Raw genomic sequence first — 23,140 nt, forward strand, 5'->3', positions numbered from 1 at the left:
ATCCCCAAAATTCCGGCAATATATCTTTTTTGAACTAAAACCTAGACATTTTGTAGTGATTAATTCTAAGAAAGAAGAGTTTAATTAGCATAGCTGAAACACTGCATACGAGAGGCCGCAGTGTTTCAGATTTGAGGCCTTTATTCTTTAGCCCTCACCGGGGACAGCTCCATAAGCTTACCGGTATCCGTTAGCAAATAGATATAGCCCTTGGGGCCTTCGGTTACATAACGAATACGTTCATTGCGGTCATCCAGCAAGCGCTCCTGCTCCTCTAGACTGCCGTTTTTGGACAAACTTAAACGGTTGATGTGGGTTTGCGCGAGAGCCCCGGCAAAGAAATTATCTTTCCACTTTGGGAACGCCTTACCTGAATAAATCATCAAACTACTGGGAGCAATACTAGGCACATAGACCTTAGCGGCATCAACCATACCCTCTTTACTGGTCGCCTCTCCTACCATTTTATCTTCACGATATTCCTTACCGAAAGATACTGTGGGCCAACCATAATTTTTACCCTCCATCACTTTATTAATTTCATCGCCACCACGCGGGCCATGTTCGATTTCCCATAGCTGCCCGTGACTGTCAAAGGCCAAGCCCTGTGGATTGCGATGACCAAAACTGAAGATCTCGGCTTTGCTATTACTATGATTGTAAAACGGGTTATCTGTTAAGGCTTTACCATCCAAATCTACTCTTAAGACGGTACCAATGTGATTACTATTATCTTGGGCAGGCTGGCGCATAGCGCGATCGCCAACCGAGAAAAACAAAGCGCCCTTACCATCAAATACAATACGACTGCCGTAATGGCGACCGGTATTGCTATCGGACTCGGTAACCAATAAATCTTCCCACTCTAGTAGTTTATTGCCTGACAACTTAGCGCGAGCCAACGTTGTACGACCATGCATACCAGGCTCGTTACTGCGCTTACTGTAGGTAAAGTAACTATAGCCATTGCTATGATTTTGCACATCGAGCAAACCACCCTGCCCATAGACATAGATATCATCTGGCAAACCCGTTACCACTTGCGATTTTCCAGAACGCAAATCTACCCGCTTGGCTGTACCGCCTTTTTCGGTCACCAACACTTCGTTATCACTAATAAAGCTCATGCCCCATGGGCGATCTAAGCCCGTCGCCAGCTCTTTAACTTGAAAGTCAGCAGCCTGACTTAACGCGGCACTAAAAGCCAAAACTGCACTCAAAATCGTTTTATGCATGAGCCTAAAATTCCTATTTGCCTCAGGGGCGATATGTTATTGGTATTTATCTTCACCCACGCGAAGCCAGCCACCAGGCTGGACTCCTCTCGGGTCGTGGTGAGTCCAGTGGATAACACCACCTTTTTTATTCCACTCGTAACGCCCCTTTATAAACAAAGTTTGCCCTGCCCGTAAAGGGGCCCTAGGAGCCAAATCGATATTATGAGCCACTAATAAGTTCGGCAAACCCTCCCGCCTTACTAGGAAGCGCTGATGCTGACTGCCTTTAGTATCATCAGGCAATAGCTTGTATACCGTAAATCGTGTTTCGTTAAACCATACCTTGCTGCGCTTAGCTTGCACGGCCTGCTGAAGGCTAGCAAGATCATCACCATCGACACTTAGCGCATTTTGCTTAAGGGAAAACTGATATAGGCCATAGACCAACAGTATCAATACTAAGCTAAAGGCCTGTTTCCAAAATCGGTTCTGATTCACATTTTATCCTTCTTTAAAATTGGCATTTTTAACTGTCAGCTTAGGTTACCGCCACTTGACTGTCGCCAAGCTTAATCACGCCAAGCATTGATCAGTAAGTTTCTTGGACTGAGGGGCTTTGGGCAAAACTGACGCAGCTCTACAGCAAAACCACTCTCTTGTAGATATAACAACTGATCTAACACAACGGCAAGCTCTAAAGGTCGCCGAAATACAAGGCGAGCAAGGTCTAAGCGACGTGCATCACTGAAGCGCTTAAGCCCAAGTGCTTGATAATGCTGCCAGTCCACATCAACAGGTAGCTGCAACTGTCGCTTGTCTGCCAACAAGCGACAAAAGCCCTCGAAGCCCAATTGCAAACTAGATTGCGGCAAGGAGGGTGTACTGAGGTAATCATCAACAGCCCGCACATCGCGCTGCAAGGCATCAAAACCTAGGCGCCATTGCTGCAAAAGAATACGCTTGTTTTGCACGGCCCTGGGTGCTGTTACGGTTTCTTGAACAATCGTATGTAAATCTTGGCGCCGCAAAGTTAGATCTTCCGTCTCAGCTGCAGCTGACAAAAAGCTGTGCTGCTCGGCTGATATTTTTTGATAGCAACAAGGTGCCAGAGAGACAGCTTCAAGCTGTCGCTGAGCCGCCAGCTGCAGCAAGCGGCGGTGAAGGTCTCCACAGGCATGTAGTGCAAATACATGGTCACCATCGCCTATCAATCCCGCAGTCGCTTCTTCCAATACATCACAGGGCACAATCGAAAGCGCACCTTCCAACAAACTGTTGGCCAGCTCATTACCCGCATCAACTAAACTTTGTTGCCACTCCAAGCCAAGCACCTGGCATGATTCACTGAGCGCCAGAAAGCGACCTAAGTGCCCCTTACCGCAACACCAGTCTACCAAACGCTCCGCTTTTGCCGGTGCCGCTTGCTGAAAGTGTCTAATTTGCTGCCACTTTCGGCCCGGAATGTGACTAGGGAAAAAACGCATATCTTGAGCTAACTCAGGCAACTGCTCCGAACAAATTTCAACGTCGCTCGCCATACTCGACAGCTCATCTAGACCAGAAATATACGGGCTTAGATACTTTAACAGGCTGCTTACATCATTTTCCAGCTGCAATAAATCGCACTCTTCAAGGCTCAATAAAGCACGACTGAGATCATCATTCTCGGCTTGCCAAGACAAGCTTGGCTCGCGAAATGCGTTTGCCTGCCAAAACTCCCTTTGCTCATAGAGCCCCTGACATAAACGAGAGAAGTACAGTTGATAATCGTGGCTCATATATCTATGCCTGAATGCTAATGGCAATGCGATGCCCCCAGGGGAATCTGGGGCACTAAATGTGTATAATGGCTTGTTTTGAATAACAGTATAAAATTATATGCAAATCCAGCAATACTTCACCCCCCACGCGGACAATTCTGAGCAATTTAGCTTTAGCCGCGAACAAGCCAGCAACTTTGCCAAGTTCATCGCCAACGATTTCAACCCCATTCACGATGTCGACGCAAAGCGCTTCTGCGTTCCAGGCGATCTACTCTTTGCCATCAGCCTTGCCAAGGTGGGCCTAAGTAGAAGCATGGCAGTAGATTTCACTGATATGGTAAGTGACGGTATTCAGCTAAGTCTGAAAAATAATGAAGATGGCAGTAATGAGCTTGTCGCTGACAACGGTAAATGTTATCTCAAACTTTTTGAAGAGGGTGAGCATTCTAATGACGAGGCTTTGATCAGCAGCTTAAGCGAGTCTTATGTCGCCTACTCAGGATTAACATTTCCGCATATTTTAGTGCCGCTGATGCGCGAACAAAATGTCATGATTAATCCTGCAAGACCGCTGGTAATCTACGAAGGCGCCAAATTGGAGCTCGATCGCCTAGATGTTAAGGAAGCCAATTTAGTCGGAGCCGAATCAAAGCTCGAAGTTAACGGCAAGCGTGGCACCGTAACACTTGGCTTTGATGTTATGTCCGGCAAAGATCGCATTGGCCACGGCGAAAAGCGCATGGTGCTTTCTGGGCTTCGAGAATTTGACGAGCAAGCAATGACTGATGTTGTCGCCTACTATAAAGAGCGCCAACAAAAATTATCTTAAAAAAAGGTAAACACATTATTATTGGCCCCTTGCTCAAGGGGCCAATAATCGAGCATTAGTTCAGTCGACGCAGTGTAAAACCAAGCAATGCAAAAATGAAAAGCAATTTCATCGGCCACGACATAATCGGTACCGCAATAGACGGACCAGCTGCTGCCTTAGCACCCGCAAAACCAAAATCAAAACTGTGATCATTTTGCCCCGATCGACCAGTAGTCAAAACGCCAGTACTGTTAGAGGTATCCACATTCACCTCTAGCCACTGACCATTCAACACCCCATTGGAATCTCTCATACGAGCATTGGCTTCACCGGCATTCGCATTGGCCAAAGTCGGATTGCTGCCGCCACACACAGATTCAATGGCATTTATATTTGGCGCTGACTGCATGTCGATAGCGATGGAACAGCTACTATGGCGTGGAATAAAGTTAGAACTTGTATTGGCTGAGCTAGACCAAACGGCATCAGTAAACAAATACTGACCATTGATATCGGTTTGTACTTCTGCAAACTCAGCGCCACAACTTAAACGTAAAGTAACCGCTGAAATTTCGGCCTCACCGGGATCCTGTATACCGTTATTATCATTGCCAGAAAAGCCCGAGTTTTGATCACACCAAACGCGATTACCAAGCTGTAACGGCGCTGCCTCACAAATCAACTCCGAATCGCCTAAGCTGGTACTCTTACCGGAAAAGCCATTACCAGCACCCCGATATAATTCAGTGACTCGATTCTTACTACCGTCATCAGTGCTTAGCCAGTACAGACCTCCACTATCCAAGCGCTCAGGATCAAGCGCGGTCATCACTAATTCATCGGTACCATTCAAAACTGCTAGACCACCAAAAGCTGTTTCGCGATGATCTTCACCCGGTTTCAGGAATTCATCCCCCGAGAAGAACTCGTCACTGGCAATATTGATCACTTCGATTTGATACTCGTTATTAACCAACGGGGTTGCACGTAATAACTCGCCACCACTTACCGTATAAAAAAGCGTTGTGGTATCGGCAGTATTAGTACCTAAGTTTCTACCTCCCATCTGTAAAGATGTGCGATCAGAAAAATTAAGCAACATATTGCCATGATCATCGAACTCGATATCTGAAAGAATAGGCGATGGCTTGGAAAAGAAATTTTCACCAGACGTAATTGGATTACGAAGATCTATAATTTCATCTCCCCACGGCTGCCAAGCGCCACTTTGACTTGGGTACGGTGCTTGGCGAGGGTAATCTAAAGCGAAGGCAGCGACAGCTGTATGCCAGTTACTTCCATCAAAACGATAAACGGCAGCACTCAAGTCCGCACTGGCACCACCATTCTCTGCACTGCAAACCACTCCTAGATAAACATCACCTTGATACGCCTTTACCGCCCAAGGTCTTGCTACGCCATTAATACAACTCATCGAATCGTGATTTGGAAAACTAGGTAAAGCGATCGGTGCCTGCGAGGCATCCCTACTATCAAAACGATAGACTGCTCTATCATGCAGATTAACCGTATAAAAATATATTTGATCATCGGCCATGCTGATGCCACCCAAATCCACTTTGCCGACAAGGTCTATTGCTAGAGCATCATGATTCCCATCACTTGGATCAAGTCCATCTAGAGCTCTTGCGCTATTACTGGGCACCGCACCTACGCTAATCCCATGATCTGAAAATCGGCTAAAGACGCTAGGGGCGGTAGGGCTGTTTAGGGCATTCTCCTGAACATATATAGTGCCTTCTCCGGCGGGCCCTAATGCTGAATGTCGTTTTAGCATTGAACTCATAAACAAGCGATCGCCGTCACGCTGATAAGCCAGCCCCCAAACAGCGCCGGTCTGCTGTTTCGCAGCCAACATAGATTTGTTGGCTGCAAGATAAGATACGGCGACTACGGTATCACTAGGGTTCACAGAGCTGGCGGAATCACCATTAACAAAACAAGTTACTGCGATATCCGGATCGCTATGGCAAAACAAACTAGGGTTATGCAAAGGAAGATCGATATTATCGCCATCATCGGCAAAGATAATCTGGCTTAGTTCACCGGCCCCCGCGAACAGAAACTTTTTCTGAGCGTCATTCAAAGTAAACTCTAATCGAACCGGGCCAGTTATTCCGGTTAAATTAAATTCACCTACTGAGTCTGTAAACTGAGGCGAATTACCCACCGCAGTACCATCGACACCATAGGCACTAACCATCACTCCACTGATTGGGGGCTCATTAGCACCATCATCCGTACCATTGGCGTTATAGTCGTTAAAAATACTGCCAGTGATATCGGCAAGTGAAACATTGGCAATGCCTGCGCATAAAAAAATCATTGCCAAGCTGAAGTTGCTGCTTTTCATGTAGCGCTCAATCCTTCTTAAATCACGGATAGAAGTTCAAGACCACCTGTCTATGTGTTTAGTAAGCAGATAGGCTTTTTGTTAATAGCCCTATTCTGATTTTCATCTTCCTTGATTTTTAAGTAAGCGAGAATTTATAGGAGCTAAAAGTGGTGGTCAAGACAAGAGATCGCCAAGAAGGCATTGGCTGGATTCGTGAGGCTACTCGATTAAACTTGCTTAAAAAAAATTAAAAAAATAACGAGGGGCCAGCCATGACTTATCACAGAACATAATGGAAAAGACTGGCTTTTATAGGGGCGCCACTGGCAATTTGGAACCCACCCCAAAAGATCGGTCAATAGTGCTAAATATAATTTTAACCAGAAGTTAAAATTAATGCTTTTGTGTGATTTTTAGAGTGGTAAATGATAAGCATCGAAAAAACACTCGGCCCTAGAGCCGATAATTAGGAACCCAAGCTATGCTGGGCTCCTAATTTCACAGACAATTTATTGATTAGCGCCAAATACGGCTTTCACTTCTAAAAATTCTTCCAGGCCGAATTCTCCCCATTCACGACCATTACCTGACTGCTTGTAACCACCAAAAGGCCCTTTAGTATCTGCTCCCGCCCCGTTGAGGTGAACATTACCAGTGCGCAATTGATTAGCAACGTCGGCAGCTTCTTCTAGAGTTTCACCGTAAACATAGCCAGACAAGCCGTAAGGAGTATCGTTGGCAACTTCCACAGCTTCTTCTACAGAGCCGTATGGAATCATAGTGAGTACCGGCCCAAAAATTTCTTCGCGTGCAATTGTCATTTGATTATTGGCGCTAGCAAAAACCGTTGGCTTCACATAGTAACCTTGCTCAAGCCCTTCTGGCTTCCCAGTACCACCCACAACAAGCTCTGCGCCCTCATCAATACCCTGCTGGATTAACGCTTGGATTTTTTGATACTGAACATCAGAAGATACCGGGCCAAGGTAAACACCTTCAGCATAAGGATTGTTCACCGAAAGCGCCTCAGCGGTTTGCTTGGCGATAGCTACAGCCTCAGCATGTTTTTCAGCCGGTACTAGCATTCTAGATGGCGCATTACAGGACTGCCCTGAATTCATCATCATGCTCTGCACGCCTTTGGATACCGCTTTTTCCAAGTTAGCTGTCGGCAAAATAATGTTTGCAGATTTGCCACCAAGCTCTAGGGATACTCGCTTAATGTCATCGGCAGCGGCTTTTGAAATTAAACGACCTGCGCGTGTAGAGCCGGTAAAAGAAACCATATCTACATCGGGGTGACTTGATAGTGGAGCACCTACACCAGGTCCGTCACCATTAACCATATTAAACACACCAGCCGGCACACCAGCCTCATGCAATACTTCAGTAAAAATTGCAGCATCGAAAGGCGCAATTTCTGAAGGTTTAAGCACCATAGTACAACCAGCAGCGATAGCCGGAGCAACTTTACAGGCAATCTGATTCAGCGGCCAATTCCACGGTGTAATTAACGCGCAAACACCAATCGGCTCTTTGCGCAAACGGGTACTGCCACGATTACTTTCAAACTCGTAGTCTTTCAGCAGCTGCAAGGTTTCATTAAAATGCGCCGCCCCCATGGCTGATTGGGCCATTTTAGATAGCCAAGCCGGCGCCCCCATTTCAGCGGTGATGGCTTGTGCTAGATCTTCTTGGCGCGCAGCAAGCCCGGCAAGAATTTTCTCTAACAAAGCAATACGCTCTTCGCGGCTAGTCTGGGAGAAAGCAGGAAAAGCCGCCTTGGCCGCCGCTACTGCGGCATTCACATCTTGCTCATTACCCAGAGCTATACGGCCACAGCTTTCTTCATTGGCAGGGTTGATAACCTCTAAGGTTTTCAGCTCATTTGGCGCTACCCATTCACCATTTATATAAAAATTAAGGGTTTCCATCACTTGCTCCTGTAATTAACTGTATGTGTAAAACGGCCAGATTCTTTGAGGCGGCAAAATCCAGCATTTTTCATGTGGTCTAGACTGCCCTTTTTTACCGTATCTGCCAAGGCTGAAAGCACATCTTTACAAGCGAAAAATGACAGCACACCGCCAGCGTCTTACAAAGCAACGGTTTTCGCACAAATGTTAAGACGAAAGCAACTCCTGCTGACTATAATGCATAGCTCAAATACTCTAGGCGGTTTCCATTTTTACGGAGTTCACATGGCAGAAATCTTTCTGGTTAGGCACGGCCAAGCCTCATTTGGTACCGATAATTACGACCAATTATCAGAGCTAGGATACCAACAAGGCAAACTATTAGGTCAGCACTTCTTACAACAAGAACAGCGCTTTCACGGCCTTTACAGTGGCACCCTAGCGCGCCAACAACAAACGGCTCAAGCACTTATTGATGTTTATCGTGCAGCAGCTGTTGAACTGCCTAGCCTTACCATCGATGCCAATTGGAATGAATTTGACAATCATGCTCAGGTAGAAGAGCTACTACCTGCCATGCTTAAACAGTATCCAGGTTTAGCAAAGGATGCTGAAAATATGATGGCTGACAAAAAGAGCTTTCAAAAAATCTTAAGGGCCGTTTTTCAGTACTGGATTTTAGAGGAGCCCCAGAGCTCTACATTAGAATCTTGGCCGCAATCAAGGAGCCGATTTGAGGCAGGCTTAGACGCTGTAATGCAAAAAAATAGCAGCGGCCAAAGCGCGGCGGTATTTACCTCTGGTGGCGTAATAGCAGCAGTAAGCGCAATCGTTATGGGCCTGGGCGCAGATAAAGTTTATGGGCTCTTTGAGCCTGTTATCAATGCCTCTGTTACTCGCTTTGTGCACAATCAACATGATATTAGCTTATCAAGTTTTAATGAGCATCAGTTTCTGAATGCAATCAGCGGCTCAACAGGCTTTATTAGTTATCGATAGCGTCACCTTATCCTAGCCTACTTGCTGGCTTTAAAGACGATAAAAGCTAGCATGGGGTCATAGGCGGGCTTTATAATAGGGCTTTTTCTAGGTACCACCATGTCCTTTGCTCCGCTGCACCTTAAATCCAACGCCGACCGACGCCTTAAACAGGGGCATCTGTGGATCTATTCAAACGAAGTAAATAGCCAGCTAAGTCCTTTAAACGGATTCAGTTCAGGCCAGCAAGTTGAAGTACTTAGCAATGGCGGCAAGTCACTAGGGCTAGCCACTATGAACCCGCAAGGACTTATTTGCGCGCGCATGGTCAGCCGTCAAAAGAAGTACCCATTGGATAAGTCCTTGTTGGTCCATCGTATTAAACAAGCTTTATCACTCAGAGAGCTGGCCTACTCCAAGCCATACTACCGCCTTGTTTATGGAGACAGCGATCTGCTGCCAGGATTAGTGGTTGACCGCTTCGGTGATTATTTGGTCGTACAAATTTCTACCGCCGGGATGGATCTGCTACAGCAAGAAATCGTGGAAGCCTTGCAGAAGGTTTTAAAGCCAGAAGCCATTTTATTGCGAAACGATCATAGCGCCAGAAAACTGGAAAACTTGCCTGAGTCAGTCGACACAGTCGGGGATATTCCCGAAGCCGTTGAGATGGTAGAAAATGGCTGTCGCTTCTTAGCGCCAATAGCCTATGGTCAAAAGACTGGCTGGTTTTATGACCACCGAGAAAATCGTGCACTCCTACAGCGACTCTCGCCAGGCAAACGTGTGCTCGACGTATTCAGCTATGTTGGCGGGTGGGGCGTTCAAGCCGCTTTTGCCGGAGCAAGTGAAGTGGTTTGTGTTGACGCTTCTGAATCGGCTCTTGACTGGGTATCCGAAAACGCGGCCATTAATGGCCTAGAAGATAAGGTGTCTACTATCCATGGCAAGGCCATTGAAGTATTAAAACAACTAATTCAGTCTCAGGAGCGTTTTGATATTGTAGTTCTTGATCCACCAGCTTTTATTAAAAAGCGCAAAGATCAAAAATCTGGTGAAGCCGCTTATCGTCACATTAACGAGCTAGGAATGAGACTGCTGGGTAAAGATGGCATTTTGGTTTCGGGCTCCTGCTCCATGCACTTAGCTAAAGATCGCTTGAACGATATTGTTCGCGCTTCTGCTCGCCATCTAGAGCGCCACTGCCAAATCCTCCATCAAGGCGGTCAAGGTGCTGACCACCCGGTTCATCCGTCTATTGCTGAAACTGATTACTTAAAAGCGGTCTTCGCCAGGGTTTACCTACCCTAAGCCGCTTTGGATTGGGGCTCGACGATTACATTACGGGTCGAGCCTAGTTCCTAGCCTCCTCAATTAGCCTCTCTAAGCTTTCAATAAGCTTGGCATTCTGATTTTTTGAGATTACATCATCTTTTAGAACTGGAGACGCTTCAGTATTTGCGACAGCATCCACAGAGATAGCTAGTGGTAGCGCATTCGCAGATTTTAGCAATTCAATATTTTCATTTAGCTGCTTTACTTGTACTGACAAAACTTTCGGCCATATTTTATTTGGCCGCCAATCATCTTGAGCTTCGTCTTGCAGTACAGCAAGAATTCTGTGCTCTGCGAACGCGGCGCTTGATCTTTTTATAAGTTCAATTTGCGCCAACACTGGAAGGCGATAAAAGAGCACATCAATTTGACCAGTGTCTGACAACCATTGCTCTAAAACCTTTATATCATTTGCCAAAGCCGTACTCACTATCTCTAGCAACTGCCGTCTTCTTTGGGTATTTTGGTTGTCATTAATTTTATAATCATTTACACGCTCCGCATTGGAAATATTATCACCCCAGAGCAAGAACCCTAATGGCAAATAGCCAAGTATAGCTTCACTTGGATCTGTAATCGCATGCTGCGAACGTACTGATGACTCATTTATTTCAACAAGCAAATCATTAACAATGCCTACTCCCCTATAAGGGCCAAAATCATCTATATAACCAACAGCAATTGGATACGGATCAATCGCTAACCAGATATTACGCTGCTCAGCATATACGTTAGGCATTGACTGATGAAACTGCGCAACTGTGGCCAAAGCTTGATAAGAGAGATAGCTCGCTAACCACTGCTCTTTTACGGCCAAGAGCGACCCTTCGTTGGGATTGCTTAGGAAGTCATCAACCAGCTCATTTAATACGCTTAGTTTCTGCCTATTATCTGAGGCCGATACCCTTACAGCCTTCCAATATTCCGCTACCAGTTTCTTTAGCTTTAATTCGTCATCCTGGCTCAGCAGCAAGCTTTCCGTTTTTATCTCGGTTATTGTTTCATCCTGCAGCTGCTCTGGAGCTTCATTGCACCCCAGCAAGGAAAGCTGCAAAGCAAAAAGTGCAACCAAAGAGGGCAAAGATGGCATTGAGAGTGCCGAAATCCTTTTTCTCATCGCAAACTAATCACAGGTATATTATTTTCAACACAGTACTTTTTAAGCTTTTCATCTGGATCTACAGCAACAGGTTTATCGACCACCTTTAGCAGGGGCAAGTCGTTGTGGGAGTCGGAATAGAAATAGGCACCTGATATTGATTCATTATTTTGGGCCAACCAAGTTTCAAGCCTCTCTACTTTTCCTTGCTGAAAGGTTGGCGTAGAAATAACTCTGCCAGTAAAGTAGTCACCTTCTTGCTCCAGTTCCGGAGCCAGTAACAGCTCAACCCCCAAGAGCTTAACAATAGGACGGGTGATATAGCTGCTAGTCGCGGTAATTACCATTATGGTGTGCCCCTGACTCCTGTGCTCATCCAAGAGAGCTGCGGCTTTGGGTAACATTACCTTTTTTATTTTTTCTTCCATAAACTTGGATCTTATAGATTCACGTTTGGAAGCCTCAATGGAGTTAATACCGCTAGCAACAAACTGTAAATAGGAATAGATATCTAATTCGCCGCGCTTATAGTCCTGATAGAACTTTTCATTTTTTGCACCGTATTCCGCAGCATCTACTAAACCTTCCTCTACGAGAAACTCACCCCATAAATTATCACTGTCGTCACAAATCAGGGTGTTATCAAGATCAAATAGCGCAAGGGTCATGGTGCCGCTCTCTATATATTGTAGAAAGGCTCTATTGTAGGGTAAAAGCATTCTAGTAGGCACAGTAAATTTACCTCAACTTATGGCCCTAGTGTCAAACTTGTGAAACAATGTTAGCAATTAAATTTTTGAGGCTGCTACGCAGATCAGCAAAATGTACCTCCGTGCTCTGCTATTGATCGCGTTTATAGCCACCCCTGGAGCAATCCTTGATAGACGCAGATGGTTTTCGTCCCAATGTTGGGATCATAATTTGTAATAACAAAGGCCAAGCCCTTTGGGCACGCCGGATTGGCGGCCAAGATGCCTGGCAATTTCCCCAAGGCGGGATCGATGACAATGAATCTCCGGAACAAGCACTTTACCGAGAACTATATGAAGAAGTTGGTTTGGAGAAGTCAGATGTCGAGATACTCGCGGTCACCCGTGGCTGGCTGCGATACCGCCTTCCTAAGCGCTTAATTCGCAGGCACTCTAACCCTTTGTGCATCGGTCAAAAGCAGAAGTGGTATTTACTGCGCATGCTTTGCGAGGACAGTAAAGTTTGTTTGAATAAAGTTGGAAGCGCTGAATTCGACCATTGGAAATGGGTAAATTACTGGTACCCAATAGGCAAAGTTGTCTCTTTTAAGCAAGAAGTCTATCGACGCGCCCTGAAAGAATTGGCACCTAGACACAGCACACTAGAAGAGAGTGGCCATTAAACTTTAGCTGCTGCTTATACCTTATATAACAGCTGCAATGATTTAAGCAGCCACAAAAAAAGCCGCATATAGCGGCTTTTTTTGTGGCTTTAACTAATAGCTTATGAAGCTGCTAGTTTGCGTTCACGCTCAAGCTCATTTTGACAGTACTTAATCCAACCGTTCGCAAATTTCTTGCTACGCTTGTCTTTAGCCGCCTCCTTAAAATGCTTGATAGCTGCGCCATAGCGTTTTTGGTTAGCATTGGCCATTCCCAAAGTAATATAAAGCTGATCTTTACGCTTTACACCACCTTTCTTCAAAGCCTTCTCACCAACCTCAACGGCCTTCTTGTTATTATCGCTGTCTAGGTAAATACCAGCCAAACGAGCATACAAGTCACCACCATCAGATTTTGACGCCGCCTGTTCCATTACTGGAATCGACTTTTTAACTTCCTGAGACATACGCAGAGAAGTCGCATAAACTTCTAAGTTTTTGGAAGTTGGCTCAATAATCTTGTCTGCCAAGCCTTTTTTCATGATCTTTGCGGCCATATAGGGTACATCTTCACCCATATACAGATACGCTAAGTTCATCAGCTCTTTTTCTTTGGTCAAGCCGCCCATTTGATACACAGCATCATAGGCGTACAACTGATCCTTCTCGCGGTTATCCAAGCCATACATGCCGGCTAAACGACGCCAGTAAGTAGCCTTAGGATACAAACGCACCAACCTCTCAAGAATACCAATTACCTTCTTGGTATCGTTCTTGTCGTAGTACAAAGCACTTAGGATCTGAAACCAGTTCTCTTTAGGTGTTTTACCCTTTTTATCGTACATCTCTACCGCGTTATTGATAGAGTTGATGGCCTTGCTGGTCTTTTTATTGGTGTAGTAAACCTGACCTAACATTGCATGGGCATCTGCACCGATAATCGGGGCTATACTCATCCACTTTTCAAGGGTCTTTTCGGCCTCGATTGTATCTTCCAATACAAACTGAAGCTGACCAACAATATAAAGAGTTTGCACTTCAAGGCCTAGAGGAATATCCGGGCTCATTGACAGCAGCAATTTATACTCTTTAATTGCATTTCTATAATCTTCCAAACTGTAATAAGCATAGCCTTTCAGATTATAGACATTGCCCTTTTCGTAGCGATTAAACTTACTCATATTGATTTCATCGAGAAGTTTAAGAGCGCCTCGGTAGTCTGGCTCCCCCTTTTCAGGGTTGATCAGCGCATTAGGGGCTTCAAGTTTTTTAAACACCTTTTGACTAAGAGCTGGTGTTTTACGAGTTTTCTGGGCAGGCTTTTTCTTCGCATCTTGAGCGTAAGCCGCACCGAAAGTCGCGTCTTGGTTAAAAGCTTTCATCACCACACTTGAGACTGCTGGGGCAAGCATTAGCGGTGCCGCCAGCAGAGTGTGTTTGACGAGCTTTGTTGCCGCAGCCGTCATTTTCATGTTGTTACCCATTCTATTTTGCAATGGCGAAGGTAATCTTGTTTCGAACACCTGGAACCTCAATTGGCTCGCCGTCAATAACCCGTGGCTTGTACTTGAACTTCAAGGCTGCCTTCATTGCCGCTTTGGCAAAGATGGTGGAGCCTTCAGGCACATGCTCTACAACTACCGGGTTAGCAACCGCACCACTTTTGGTCACGGTAAACTCAACAATTACATAACCTTCAATACCACGGCTGAGCGCTCGACGAGGATACTGGGGCTGAACCTTCACGATAGGCAAGTATTCACCATCGGAAGAGAAGCCGCCAACACCAGCCACATTTAGATTTGCCTGCACCTTCGGCGCACCCATATTGATAGCGTCTGGGCTAACATCAGGGGTGTCGAAATCAGGTTGAGGCATCTCTGGTGGTGGCTCATCTGGCTCTTCAGGTTTTTCAGGTTTCTCAGTTTCGAAGCGGGTCTCGATCTTGGTTTCTGGCATATGAATATCGGCAATTTTAGTCGCCTCACCTTCTTCAGGTTCTGTCATATTCGCCGCGATCAAAGTATGCATCAAAACGAACAAGCCAAAAGTCACTGCCAGTGCAACGGCTCCGGCTATTATGAGTCGTATTGGATTCATAGCTTGCCCTAGTTCTTCTCTGTAGCCACAGCAACGTCAGTGACACCCAAATCACGGGCAGCATCCACTACCAGAGTTAAGGTTTCAATGCTTGCTTTGTCATCTGCCTGAACCACAATTCCCCCTTTCGGGTTTTCCGCACGCAATTGCTCGATGCGATTTCGCACCTGGCGCTCGTCGATACGACTCTTGTCGATCCAGATTTCATTGTTGTCGCTAATCGCAATCAAGATATTCGACTTGTACTTCTGCTCTGCAGTCGTCGCATCAGGTCGATTAATCTCGATTCCCGTCTCCTTAATAAAGGAAGCCGTTACGATGAAGAAGATCAACATGATGAACACCACGTCTAGCATGGGTGTTAAGTCGATGCCGCCTTCTTCTTCAACTTTTCTTTTTTTGGCCATGGTTACTCTCTTAACATAACCGATTAATACTTAGCGTCTGCCTTGTGGGCACCAAGCAGTCTGGCTGCTTAGTGGTCCATCGTCAGGTGATCGGCAAGTAACTGATTTTCGCGTTCGGCAATACGAGTGACTAGAGTGTTACCAAATACGCCCGAAAGCGCCGCAACCATACCCGCCATTGTCGGGATTGTTGCTTTGGATACACCACTAGCCATGGATTTCGCATCACCACCACCAGTAATGGCCAATACGTTAAACACTTCGATCATCCCCCATACAGTACCTAATAGACCAAATAATGGCGCTAGGGATACTAGGGTTTCAATCATACTCATGTTAATGCGTACATTCTCACTAACACGAGAGATCAGTGCATAACGAATTTGGTGGGCATTCCAAGATTGGCGCTCTGGACGAGCTTCCCAAACATCTAAAGCACCTTGCACGTCGCGCTTTAGATTACCCTTGAAATACCACAAACGTTCAAAAATCAGTGTCCACATGACGAAAGTCAGGATGGCGATCAAGATAAGAACCTCGCCACCCGACTCCACAAAGGCCTTAATGGCTTCTAATTGATCCATTAATGCCGTCATGAGCAATCTCCTACTTAGCTTCTACGTTTTCAGCTACTAGACCAGCGCTTTGCTCATCTAAGATGTGCAATACACGCTGCGCACGACCGTTAACCAAGGTGTGCATCAATACAGTAGGAATAGCTACAACCAGACCCAGCACTGTGGTCACTAGAGCACCAGAGATACCGCCGGCCATTGCCTTAGGATCACCAGCACCGAAGATAGTAATCGCCTGGAAGGTCACGATCATACCGGTTACGGTACCCAATAGACCCAATAGCGGTGCCACAGCAGAGATAATCTTCAATAGCTGCAAGCCAGATTCGATAGCAGGCTTTTCTTTTAGAACCGCCTCTTCTAGCTTCAGTTCCAAAGTTTCGCCATCTAGACCAGGATTGTCTTCTGCAACTTTCAACACACGACCCAGAGGGTTGTTAGTGTTGGCCTTGTCAGACTTCAACTGAGCACTAACCTTGGCAGACATGCCAGTTAGAACGATCAAGCGGAAGATAGCCAATAGCATTGCGAATACACCAACACCAGTAATGATGTAACCAACTAGGTCACCCTGATGCCAGCGCTCAACGATAGATGGGCTGTTAATTAATGCACCTAGGTAAGTACCGCCGGAAGGACCAGTAGGGTCAACACCAACCTTGGTAAAGGTACCAGGGGCGGCAGACTCTAGATCTTTAGCAGCAGCTTGGAAAGCAGTAGGCTGACGCAGCAGCTCTTCTAGCTTGCCTTCTTTGAAAGTTAGGTAGTTACCATCAGAAACCAGGTTGTATGTACCAATACGAATAACGTCTTGGTCAGCCTTGTCACCATTTGGCTTGATTACGGTACCAGTGAACTTAGTCACTTTACCGCCTTCGATGGTTTCACGCTGGATTTCGTACCACAACTGCTCAATCTCTTCGATAGTAGGCAGTTGATCGGCGCTGTTCATCTTCTCGATCAGGTTATCAAGAAATACACCGCGCTCACCGTACTGAGCACTTACCAGAGAGTTATCAACGTTAGCACGCAAATCACCTGCTGCAGAAGTTAGGTGACCGAAAAGTTCTTTCAAGGAACCTAAACGCTCTTGCAACTGCTGGCGTTTCTGGTCAACAGCAACTTCGTTTTCTTCGTAGTTTTTCTCTAAACGAACAGAACGAGCTTCTTCGTTGGCTTTAGTCTGCTTAGCTTGGTTTAACAAAGCCTGCTGGTTAGCCTTTTGGCGACGAAACTCAGCTTCACGCTTACGCTGATCAGCAGTTTCAGCCACTTTGGCATCTTTAACCATTTTCAGCAGTTCATCCAAAGATGCCGCTTTGTCCTGGGCCATAGCAGTGCCTGCAGACAGCATGCCCGCTGCGGCAATAGCAATAACGCGCTTGGCGAAGGTCATTTTCATTGTGCAGCCTCCGGAGCCAAAATTGGTAGATCCATAATGTCGATTGTTGCTTGTTTCTTAGCGATCTTGATGCCTTTTAGGATGGCAGCACGATATTCACCAGAATCAATCGCTTCCCACTGACGGCTGCTAGCGTTATAAGCGCCAGACTTTTGGGTGTCAGTAGTTTGGTACATTAGGGCGATACGACCAACGCGCAGAATATTAACTTCACGCTCTTGACCGTCGATTTCTAGAGTATCTTTGTAAGTATCGATTTTACGACCGTACTCAGACTCGATTTTGTAGGCTTCTAGAACCTGACGGAACTTCTCAGATACTGGGATATCAGCACGTTCCTGGTTATTGCGTAGCATCTCAAGACGCTCTTCACGCTCAGCGGTGTGGAAAGGCATATCCAAAGCAACGAACTGCTCTAGACCTTCCAACATGCGCAGGATAAGTGGCTGGATCTGACGCTCCATTACCGTTACTTGATCGATGGAGTTAGTCAGATTGTCGATAACCTTCAACTGGCTAGCAATTTGCTTTTCCAACTGCTTGTTATAAACACGCAAACCTTCGATTTGCTTGTTTACGGTTTTGAAATCTTGTAACAAACTGCCAGTTTGCTCGGCAATTTTATCGATTTTCTGTTGAGACTGGGCCCCTGACTGGGCTTTAGTCTGACCAACCTTAAGGATGGCATCAATAGTTTGATCTGCTTGGGCTACACTCCCCATGAGCGTGCCGGCAGAAAGCACAGTGGTTAAAGCCACGGCTTTCAATCGCTGCTTCTTCATATTTCCCCCAACTCGGGTGCTTCTGTCTACTAAGTTTGCGACGTTCTCTAACTGGTAAATGGCTTATAAAAATTATCCATTTACCGAGGTCAAGAGTGCGCCATTGTAATAACAGGCTGGAGCAAGATTCAACGGTTAATCCGGCTCCCCTGAAAATTGTGTAATTAAGTATCAGCTAGGTAACACATTACCCATCTGCAATCGGGCACTAAGGTAACATATAAATTAAACCTGTCACAGGGCGGTTAAAATCAACACAATCGAGCATTTTTTGAGCGATCCCGAATGAATACTCAGAAAATGTTACTAGGTATTTTTGTCTCCAGAAGTAACACGCTCCAATACGCAGAAAGCATATGGATACGGATTACGCTCACAGGCCGCATGTTTTTCGCAGGAAATTTCACGCCATTGGGCGGTATCTAGCGACGGAAAAAAAGCGTCGCCTTCTAGCTCGGTGTAAACCCTGGTAAGAAAAATTTTATCCGCGCGCTCTAGTGACTGACGGTAGATCTCAGCACCACCAATAATCATGACATCGCTGTGCGGATAAAGTTGCTCAGCGAGCTCAATCGCAGCGCTAATATTATTTTCTACTCGCACGCCTTCATGCTGCCAATCATGCTGCCGAGTGATAACGATATTTTCTCGACCCGGTAGCGGGCGACCAATAGAGTCAAAGGTTTTGCGCCCCATAATTATCGGTTTCGACATGGTGACTTGCTTAAAATACTGCAAATCCTTTGGCAGGTGCCAGGGCATTTTATTATCAATACCAATAACATTATTTTCAGCAGCTGCAACTACCAGACAAATACTCACAAAAATTACCCTTAATAAATCTCAGTATTTATTGAACAACTTTTAAATGGCAACTGGCGCCGGAATATGAGGATCGGGATCATAGTCTTGCAAGTCAAAGTCTTCAAACTTAAACGCAAAAATATCCTTTACCTGTGAATTAATTTTTATCGTTGGCAAAGCCTTAGGATTGCGCTGCAATTGCAGTTCAACTTGCTCGGCATGGTTAGAATAGAGATGCGCGTCCCCAAAAGTGTGAACAAAATCGCCAGGCTCTAAATCACAGACCTGAGCAATCATCATGGTTAATAAAGCATAAGATGCAATATTAAAAGGAACCCCCAAAAATATATCCGCGCTACGCTGATATAACTGACAGGAGAGCTTTCCTTCAGCCACATAAAATTGAAACATGGTATGACAGGGTGCTAAGGCCATTCTGCCAGCTGCAACATTATCCTGAGGAGACATAGTTTCGTCGGGCAAATCAGCAGGGTTCCAAGCAGAGATAATCAAGCGACGAGAGTCTGGCTTAGTCTTAATCATTTCAATTAGCTGGCTAATTTGATCAATACTTTCGCCAGTAGGCGCCGGCCAGTTACGCCATTGATAGCCATATACAGGCCCCAAATCGCCCTCTGGGCTTGCCCACTCATCCCAAATGCTCACCCCATTTTCTTTTAGGTAGCTTGTATTAGTTTCGCCATTTAGAAACCACAGCAGTTCATGCACAATAGATTTAAGATGGCATTTTTTGGTGGTAACTAAGGGAAAACCTTGGCTTAAATCAAAGCGCATTTGGTAGCCAAATACACTCTTTGTGCCCGTCCCTGTTCGGTCACTTTTTTCGGTACCGTGATCACGCACATGGCGCATTAAATCAAGATATTGTTTCATTAAATTTTGTTCTCTATAAACGAAGTATTATTGCCCACCCGGTGAGCAAAACATAAGTCAAAGCATTTCTTTCTAGCTTAACCCTCTACTTGCGCCGCTTGTTGTTGGTCATTTTTCTTGGCCCAGCTGTAAGCCCAAATCATAAGCAGAATTCCAGCCGCTATCATAGGCAGCGACAACAGCTGGCCACGCGTCGCCCAACCTAGCCACAGCTGATCTTGCAAATGAGAGTCAGGTTCACGAACAAATTCAACCAAAAAGCGGAAGCTGCCGTACAACGCTAAAAATAAGCCACTGACAGCACCTCTTGGGCGCGGTTTTTTAGAAAACCAAAACAGCAGCAAAAATAAAACCAAACCCTCTAGGAAAGCTTGGTACAACTGGGAGGGGTGGCGCGCATTCATTGGGTCGTTCGGAAAATACATTGCCCATGGTGCGTCCGGATCGGTAACTCTCCCCCATAATTCCTGACCGATAAAATTACCAATTCGGCCAAAACCCAAACCTAAGGGCACCAATGGCGCTACAAAATCACCTAACTGCAACAGGCTTGTGTTGGTTTTGCGCGAGTAAAAGAAAATCGCCACACAAACCCCAAGCAAGCCGCCATGGAAAGACATGCCGCCTTCCCAAACCCGAAAAAGCCACAGAGGATCAACCAAAAACTTATCAAAATGATAAAACAAAACGTAACCAAAACGGCCCCCCAAAATAACCCCAAAGGCGCCAAACATAATCAAGTCTTCCACTTGATTGGGGGCAATCGGAGAAAAAGGTTTGCGGGCGCGGCGCATACCTAGGTACCAAGCCATCGCAAAGGCCAACAGATACATAATGCCGTACCAGTGCACCTTAAGGCCAAATAGATTAATTGCTACCGGATCTATATCGGGATATTGCATAAAATTCATTCACTCGTTTCAGAGGGATGCCATAATACCACTAAGCATAAAGTTGAGTCCTACCAAACAAAGAAAGCCAGCAAAGCAACGCTGCAGCAACTGCGGGGATAATTTATGGGCTAATTGGGCCCCAAAGCGAGCCGATAAAGTGCTAAATACAGCAATTCCTACCCACGCAGGCCAATACACCAAGCCAAAGCTCTGTTCAGGCAAGCCTTCAATCGCCAAACCGCTGTATATAAAGCTTAAGGTCCCCACCAAGGCAATGGGAAAGCCCAAGGCGGCACCACAAGCCACGGCCTTTTGCGCCTGCACACCTCGGGAGCTTAAGAAAGGCACAGTTAAAGAGCCGCCACCAATGCCAAAAATCGCCGATGCCCAGCCTATTCCAGTTGAAACAGGTACCAACAATGGCCATCGAAGTGACTTTTCGACCTGCTCCTGTTTTGATTTGTTCCACATTTTCCAAGCAGTATAGAGTGCAAAAACACCAATTATTATCTGCAAGTGTTCACCTTTGATACCCACAGCGGTCATACCACCTAGCCAACTGCCAATGGCAATACCAGGAACCATCAAGGACACCAAGACCCAGTCGACCGCACCTTTTTTGTGATGGGCGTAAATTGAGCTAAGCGAAGTGCTAACAATACAGGCTAATGAGGTGGCAATTGCCATATGGACCATATGCTCAGCAGGAAAACCCAGCAGGCCAAAGCTATATATAAGTACGGGTACAATAATGATGCCGCCGCCGACACCAAATAAGCCCGCTATGATGCCCGCGAAAACACCTAGAACCGCATAAATCAAAAACAGCATGCCACCCCCAAGACTGAAAATGCTCCTAAGGAGCAGATGCGGGGCATTATGGTGCCTAGTTCTGCTAGACTCCACCAGCAATTTCTAATTTACGACTTTAAATATGTGCCTGATCCTATTTCGTTTTGACCCAAGTGCCGATCAAACTTTGATATTAGCGGCCAATCGCGATGAAGCTTACCAAAGAGCTACAGCGCGAGCCGATTTCTGGGAAGATCATACCGACATTCTGGCAGGCCGAGATTTAGAGGCCGGAGGTAGCTGGTTGGGATTGAGCCGCCAAGGCCGTTTCGCCGCTCTAACCAATTTCCGAGAATCCATGGCGGGCCCACATGAAGGGCCTTCACGCGGCCAATTGGTCAGTCGCTTTCTCAGCGGCCAACAAAGCCCAGCGGAATTTATCACGGAACTCGAAGGCGAAGCACAAGACTACGCCGGTTTTAATCTGCTAATTGGTAACACAACCGAGTTATGGCACTTCAGTAATCGCGGCCAAAGTGCCGGTCAGTTAAGCGCCGGATACTACGGATTAAGCAATGGCCCCTTTAATGCTCCCTGGCCTAAATCGACCAATGGCCTAGCAAAATTAAAAAGCTGCATAGAGCAGGGCAGTCAAGAGGAGGCTCTGCGCCAACTTCTGCTCGACGATCAGGCACATCATGAGAACTTACCGGACACAGGTGTCGGTGAAGAGCTCGAGGTCTTATTGAGTCCGCTGTTTATTCGTAGCGAGCACTATGGCACACGCAGTTCCAGCGTGGTGCTCATGAGCCAGGAACAGTTTGATTTCTATGAGTACAACTACCCCTACGGTGCTATGGATCAAGTTGAGCGACTCCACTTCCGACATAAGATCTAAATAAACAAGCCTGAAATATAACATTGGCATACATCAAACTTTAAAAATAAAGTGAATTCACTTTACTTTTGTGCAATATTCCATCATCTTTAAGGCTACTCGAACATTCGTATAAACGGGATTTACATGAGCAGCGAAGCCAAGGCCAAAGTATTCGGGCAAAAAGCCAAACAGACGCGGCAACGAATTTTAGCCGCCGCCGCCCAAGAACTCGCCGAACGCGGGGGCGACTTGGAGATCGCAAATGTTGCTAATACAGCACAAGTTTCCAGCGGCTTAATTTACCGTTACTTCGATTCGCGCACCGATCTTATTGCTGCCACCGTCGAAGATTTCTACGATCAATACGATCAATGGGTAATAGACATCAACCCACTTCCAGGCGCTGATTGGATTAGCCGCGAAAGGGCAAGAGTGGAGCGCAGCATCAGCTTTATTCGCAAGCACCCACTCGCCAAAGTGGTATTTCTAAATCGTCAAAAAGAACCCCTCGTTGCCGCAGTAGAAAGCCGTCGATTAGCCGCGCATCTTCAGCTTGCTATAGAGAATGTTCTGCTCGCCCAAGAGCGAGGAGAAATAGATAGCAGTATTGATGCTTATGTTGCCTGCCCAATGATCATGGGCGGGATTAGAGAACTCTTGGTGCAGCTGTTATCCGACAGCCCACAGCTCAATAAGAAGCCCCATAAGATGCTCGACCAAACTATGGCCTTCATGGCAAGAGCCATGGGACTTTAAGCAAATAGCGAACTAGCCATTACAATAAA

Annotated in this window: 23 protein-coding genes; 6 read left to right on the forward strand and 17 right to left on the reverse strand. The window is 46.1% G+C overall.

Annotated features, from left to right (window positions below; translation table 11 throughout):
- Nucleotides 1-140: 140 nt before the first annotated feature.
- From Q1A41_RS17020 to Q1A41_RS17030, 3 genes are all read right to left on the reverse strand, one after another.
- Nucleotides 141-1,235, reverse strand: coding sequence for a PQQ-dependent sugar dehydrogenase (locus tag Q1A41_RS17020; protein ID WP_299981422.1), 1,095 nt, complete (start codon nt 1,233-1,235; stop codon nt 141-143).
- Nucleotides 1,236-1,271: 36 nt separating this feature from the next.
- Nucleotides 1,272-1,715, reverse strand: coding sequence for a DUF3465 domain-containing protein (locus Q1A41_RS17025; RefSeq protein ID WP_299981424.1), 444 nt, complete (start codon nt 1,713-1,715; stop codon nt 1,272-1,274).
- 71 nt (nt 1,716-1,786) lie between these two features.
- Nucleotides 1,787-2,995, reverse strand: coding sequence for a methyltransferase (locus Q1A41_RS17030; RefSeq protein WP_299981426.1), 1,209 nt, complete (start codon nt 2,993-2,995; stop codon nt 1,787-1,789).
- 100 nt (nt 2,996-3,095) lie between these two features.
- On the opposite strand from Q1A41_RS17030, the gene Q1A41_RS17035 reads away from it, so the two are divergent.
- Nucleotides 3,096-3,809 (forward strand): DUF3581 family protein, encoded by a 714-nt coding sequence (locus Q1A41_RS17035; protein WP_299981428.1) that lies wholly within the window; start codon nt 3,096-3,098, stop codon nt 3,807-3,809.
- Between the two features lie 55 nt (nt 3,810-3,864).
- Here the strand turns inward: Q1A41_RS17035 and Q1A41_RS17040 are convergent, their stop codons facing one another.
- Both Q1A41_RS17040 and Q1A41_RS17045 read right to left on the reverse strand, forming a co-directional pair.
- Nucleotides 3,865-6,165, reverse strand: coding sequence for an SdrD B-like domain-containing protein (locus Q1A41_RS17040; RefSeq protein ID WP_299981430.1), 2,301 nt, complete (start codon nt 6,163-6,165; stop codon nt 3,865-3,867).
- Between the two features lie 491 nt (nt 6,166-6,656).
- Complete coding sequence (locus Q1A41_RS17045; RefSeq protein WP_299981432.1) at nt 6,657-8,081, reverse strand: aldehyde dehydrogenase family protein; 1,425 nt, start codon at nt 8,079-8,081, stop codon at nt 6,657-6,659.
- A 267-nt stretch (nt 8,082-8,348) separates the two neighbouring features.
- Here Q1A41_RS17045 and Q1A41_RS17050 point away from each other — a divergent pair, with 267 nt between their 5' ends.
- Both Q1A41_RS17050 and Q1A41_RS17055 read left to right on the forward strand, forming a co-directional pair.
- The gene (locus Q1A41_RS17050; RefSeq protein ID WP_299981434.1) at nt 8,349-9,062 is read left to right on the forward strand and encodes a histidine phosphatase family protein; all 714 of its coding nucleotides are present in this window, start codon (nt 8,349-8,351) and stop codon (nt 9,060-9,062) included.
- A gap of 99 nt (nt 9,063-9,161) precedes the next feature.
- A complete protein-coding gene (locus Q1A41_RS17055; protein WP_299981436.1) occupies nt 9,162-10,352 on the forward strand; it encodes a class I SAM-dependent rRNA methyltransferase in 1,191 nt (396 codons plus the stop codon).
- Between the two features lie 43 nt (nt 10,353-10,395).
- Here Q1A41_RS17055 and Q1A41_RS17060 read toward each other — a convergent pair whose 3' ends face one another.
- Together Q1A41_RS17060 and Q1A41_RS17065 are read right to left on the reverse strand one after the other, a co-directional pair.
- Nucleotides 10,396-11,493: an imelysin family protein gene (locus tag Q1A41_RS17060; RefSeq protein WP_363322452.1), complete on the reverse strand. Its 1,098-nt coding sequence runs from the start codon at nt 11,491-11,493 to the stop codon at nt 10,396-10,398.
- Complete coding sequence (locus Q1A41_RS17065; protein ID WP_299981440.1) at nt 11,490-12,143, reverse strand: HAD family hydrolase; 654 nt, start codon at nt 12,141-12,143, stop codon at nt 11,490-11,492. Before Q1A41_RS17065 ends, Q1A41_RS17060 begins: the two co-directional genes overlap by 4 nt.
- A 209-nt stretch (nt 12,144-12,352) precedes the next feature.
- On the opposite strand from Q1A41_RS17065, the gene rppH reads away from it, so the two are divergent.
- Entirely contained in the window at nt 12,353-12,847 is a 495-nt protein-coding gene (rppH, locus tag Q1A41_RS17070; RefSeq protein ID WP_299981442.1) for an RNA pyrophosphohydrolase, read from the forward strand.
- 101 nt (nt 12,848-12,948) lie between these two features.
- On the opposite strand, the gene Q1A41_RS17075 is transcribed toward rppH, so the two are convergent.
- The 10 genes from Q1A41_RS17075 to Q1A41_RS17120 form a co-directional block, all read right to left on the reverse strand.
- Nucleotides 12,949-14,298, reverse strand: coding sequence for a tetratricopeptide repeat protein (locus Q1A41_RS17075; RefSeq protein ID WP_299981444.1), 1,350 nt, complete (start codon nt 14,296-14,298; stop codon nt 12,949-12,951).
- Between the two features lie 13 nt (nt 14,299-14,311).
- On the reverse strand, nt 14,312-14,926 hold the full coding sequence (locus Q1A41_RS17080; RefSeq protein WP_299981446.1) for a TonB family protein: 615 nt from the start codon (nt 14,924-14,926) through the stop codon (nt 14,312-14,314).
- A gap of 8 nt (nt 14,927-14,934) precedes the next feature.
- On the reverse strand, nt 14,935-15,333 hold the full coding sequence (locus tag Q1A41_RS17085; RefSeq protein WP_299770230.1) for a biopolymer transporter ExbD: 399 nt from the start codon (nt 15,331-15,333) through the stop codon (nt 14,935-14,937).
- Between the two features lie 68 nt (nt 15,334-15,401).
- Entirely contained in the window at nt 15,402-15,929 is a 528-nt protein-coding gene (locus Q1A41_RS17090; protein WP_299981448.1) for a MotA/TolQ/ExbB proton channel family protein, read from the reverse strand.
- Nucleotides 15,930-15,939: 10 nt separating this feature from the next.
- Nucleotides 15,940-17,310, reverse strand: a complete 1,371-nt coding sequence (locus tag Q1A41_RS17095; protein WP_299981450.1) for a MotA/TolQ/ExbB proton channel family protein — start codon at nt 17,308-17,310, stop codon at nt 15,940-15,942.
- On the reverse strand, nt 17,307-18,092 hold the full coding sequence (locus Q1A41_RS17100; protein WP_299981452.1) for a DUF3450 domain-containing protein: 786 nt from the start codon (nt 18,090-18,092) through the stop codon (nt 17,307-17,309). Before Q1A41_RS17100 ends, Q1A41_RS17095 begins: the two co-directional genes overlap by 4 nt.
- 306 nt (nt 18,093-18,398) lie before the next feature.
- Entirely contained in the window at nt 18,399-18,914 is a 516-nt protein-coding gene (locus Q1A41_RS17105) for a dihydrofolate reductase (protein ID WP_299981454.1), read from the reverse strand.
- Between the two features lie 42 nt (nt 18,915-18,956).
- Nucleotides 18,957-19,790, reverse strand: coding sequence for a thymidylate synthase (locus Q1A41_RS17110; RefSeq protein WP_299981456.1), 834 nt, complete (start codon nt 19,788-19,790; stop codon nt 18,957-18,959).
- A 77-nt stretch (nt 19,791-19,867) separates the two neighbouring features.
- The gene (lgt, locus tag Q1A41_RS17115; RefSeq protein ID WP_299981512.1) at nt 19,868-20,692 is read right to left on the reverse strand and encodes a prolipoprotein diacylglyceryl transferase; all 825 of its coding nucleotides are present in this window, start codon (nt 20,690-20,692) and stop codon (nt 19,868-19,870) included.
- Nucleotides 20,693-20,710: 18 nt separating this feature from the next.
- The gene (locus Q1A41_RS17120; RefSeq protein ID WP_299981458.1) at nt 20,711-21,514 is read right to left on the reverse strand and encodes a sulfite exporter TauE/SafE family protein; all 804 of its coding nucleotides are present in this window, start codon (nt 21,512-21,514) and stop codon (nt 20,711-20,713) included.
- Between the two features lie 103 nt (nt 21,515-21,617).
- Between Q1A41_RS17120 and Q1A41_RS17125 the strand changes: the two genes are divergently transcribed.
- Together Q1A41_RS17125 and Q1A41_RS17130 are read left to right on the forward strand one after the other, a co-directional pair.
- Nucleotides 21,618-22,373: an NRDE family protein gene (locus Q1A41_RS17125; RefSeq protein ID WP_299981460.1), complete on the forward strand. Its 756-nt coding sequence runs from the start codon at nt 21,618-21,620 to the stop codon at nt 22,371-22,373.
- Nucleotides 22,374-22,499: 126 nt separating this feature from the next.
- Complete coding sequence (locus Q1A41_RS17130) at nt 22,500-23,111, forward strand: TetR/AcrR family transcriptional regulator (RefSeq protein ID WP_299981462.1); 612 nt, start codon at nt 22,500-22,502, stop codon at nt 23,109-23,111.
- The last annotated feature ends 29 nt before the right edge of the window (nt 23,112-23,140 follow it).

Source organism: uncultured Pseudoteredinibacter sp., from assembly GCF_947502065.1.
Taxonomy (GTDB): domain Bacteria; phylum Pseudomonadota; class Gammaproteobacteria; order Pseudomonadales; family Cellvibrionaceae; genus Pseudoteredinibacter.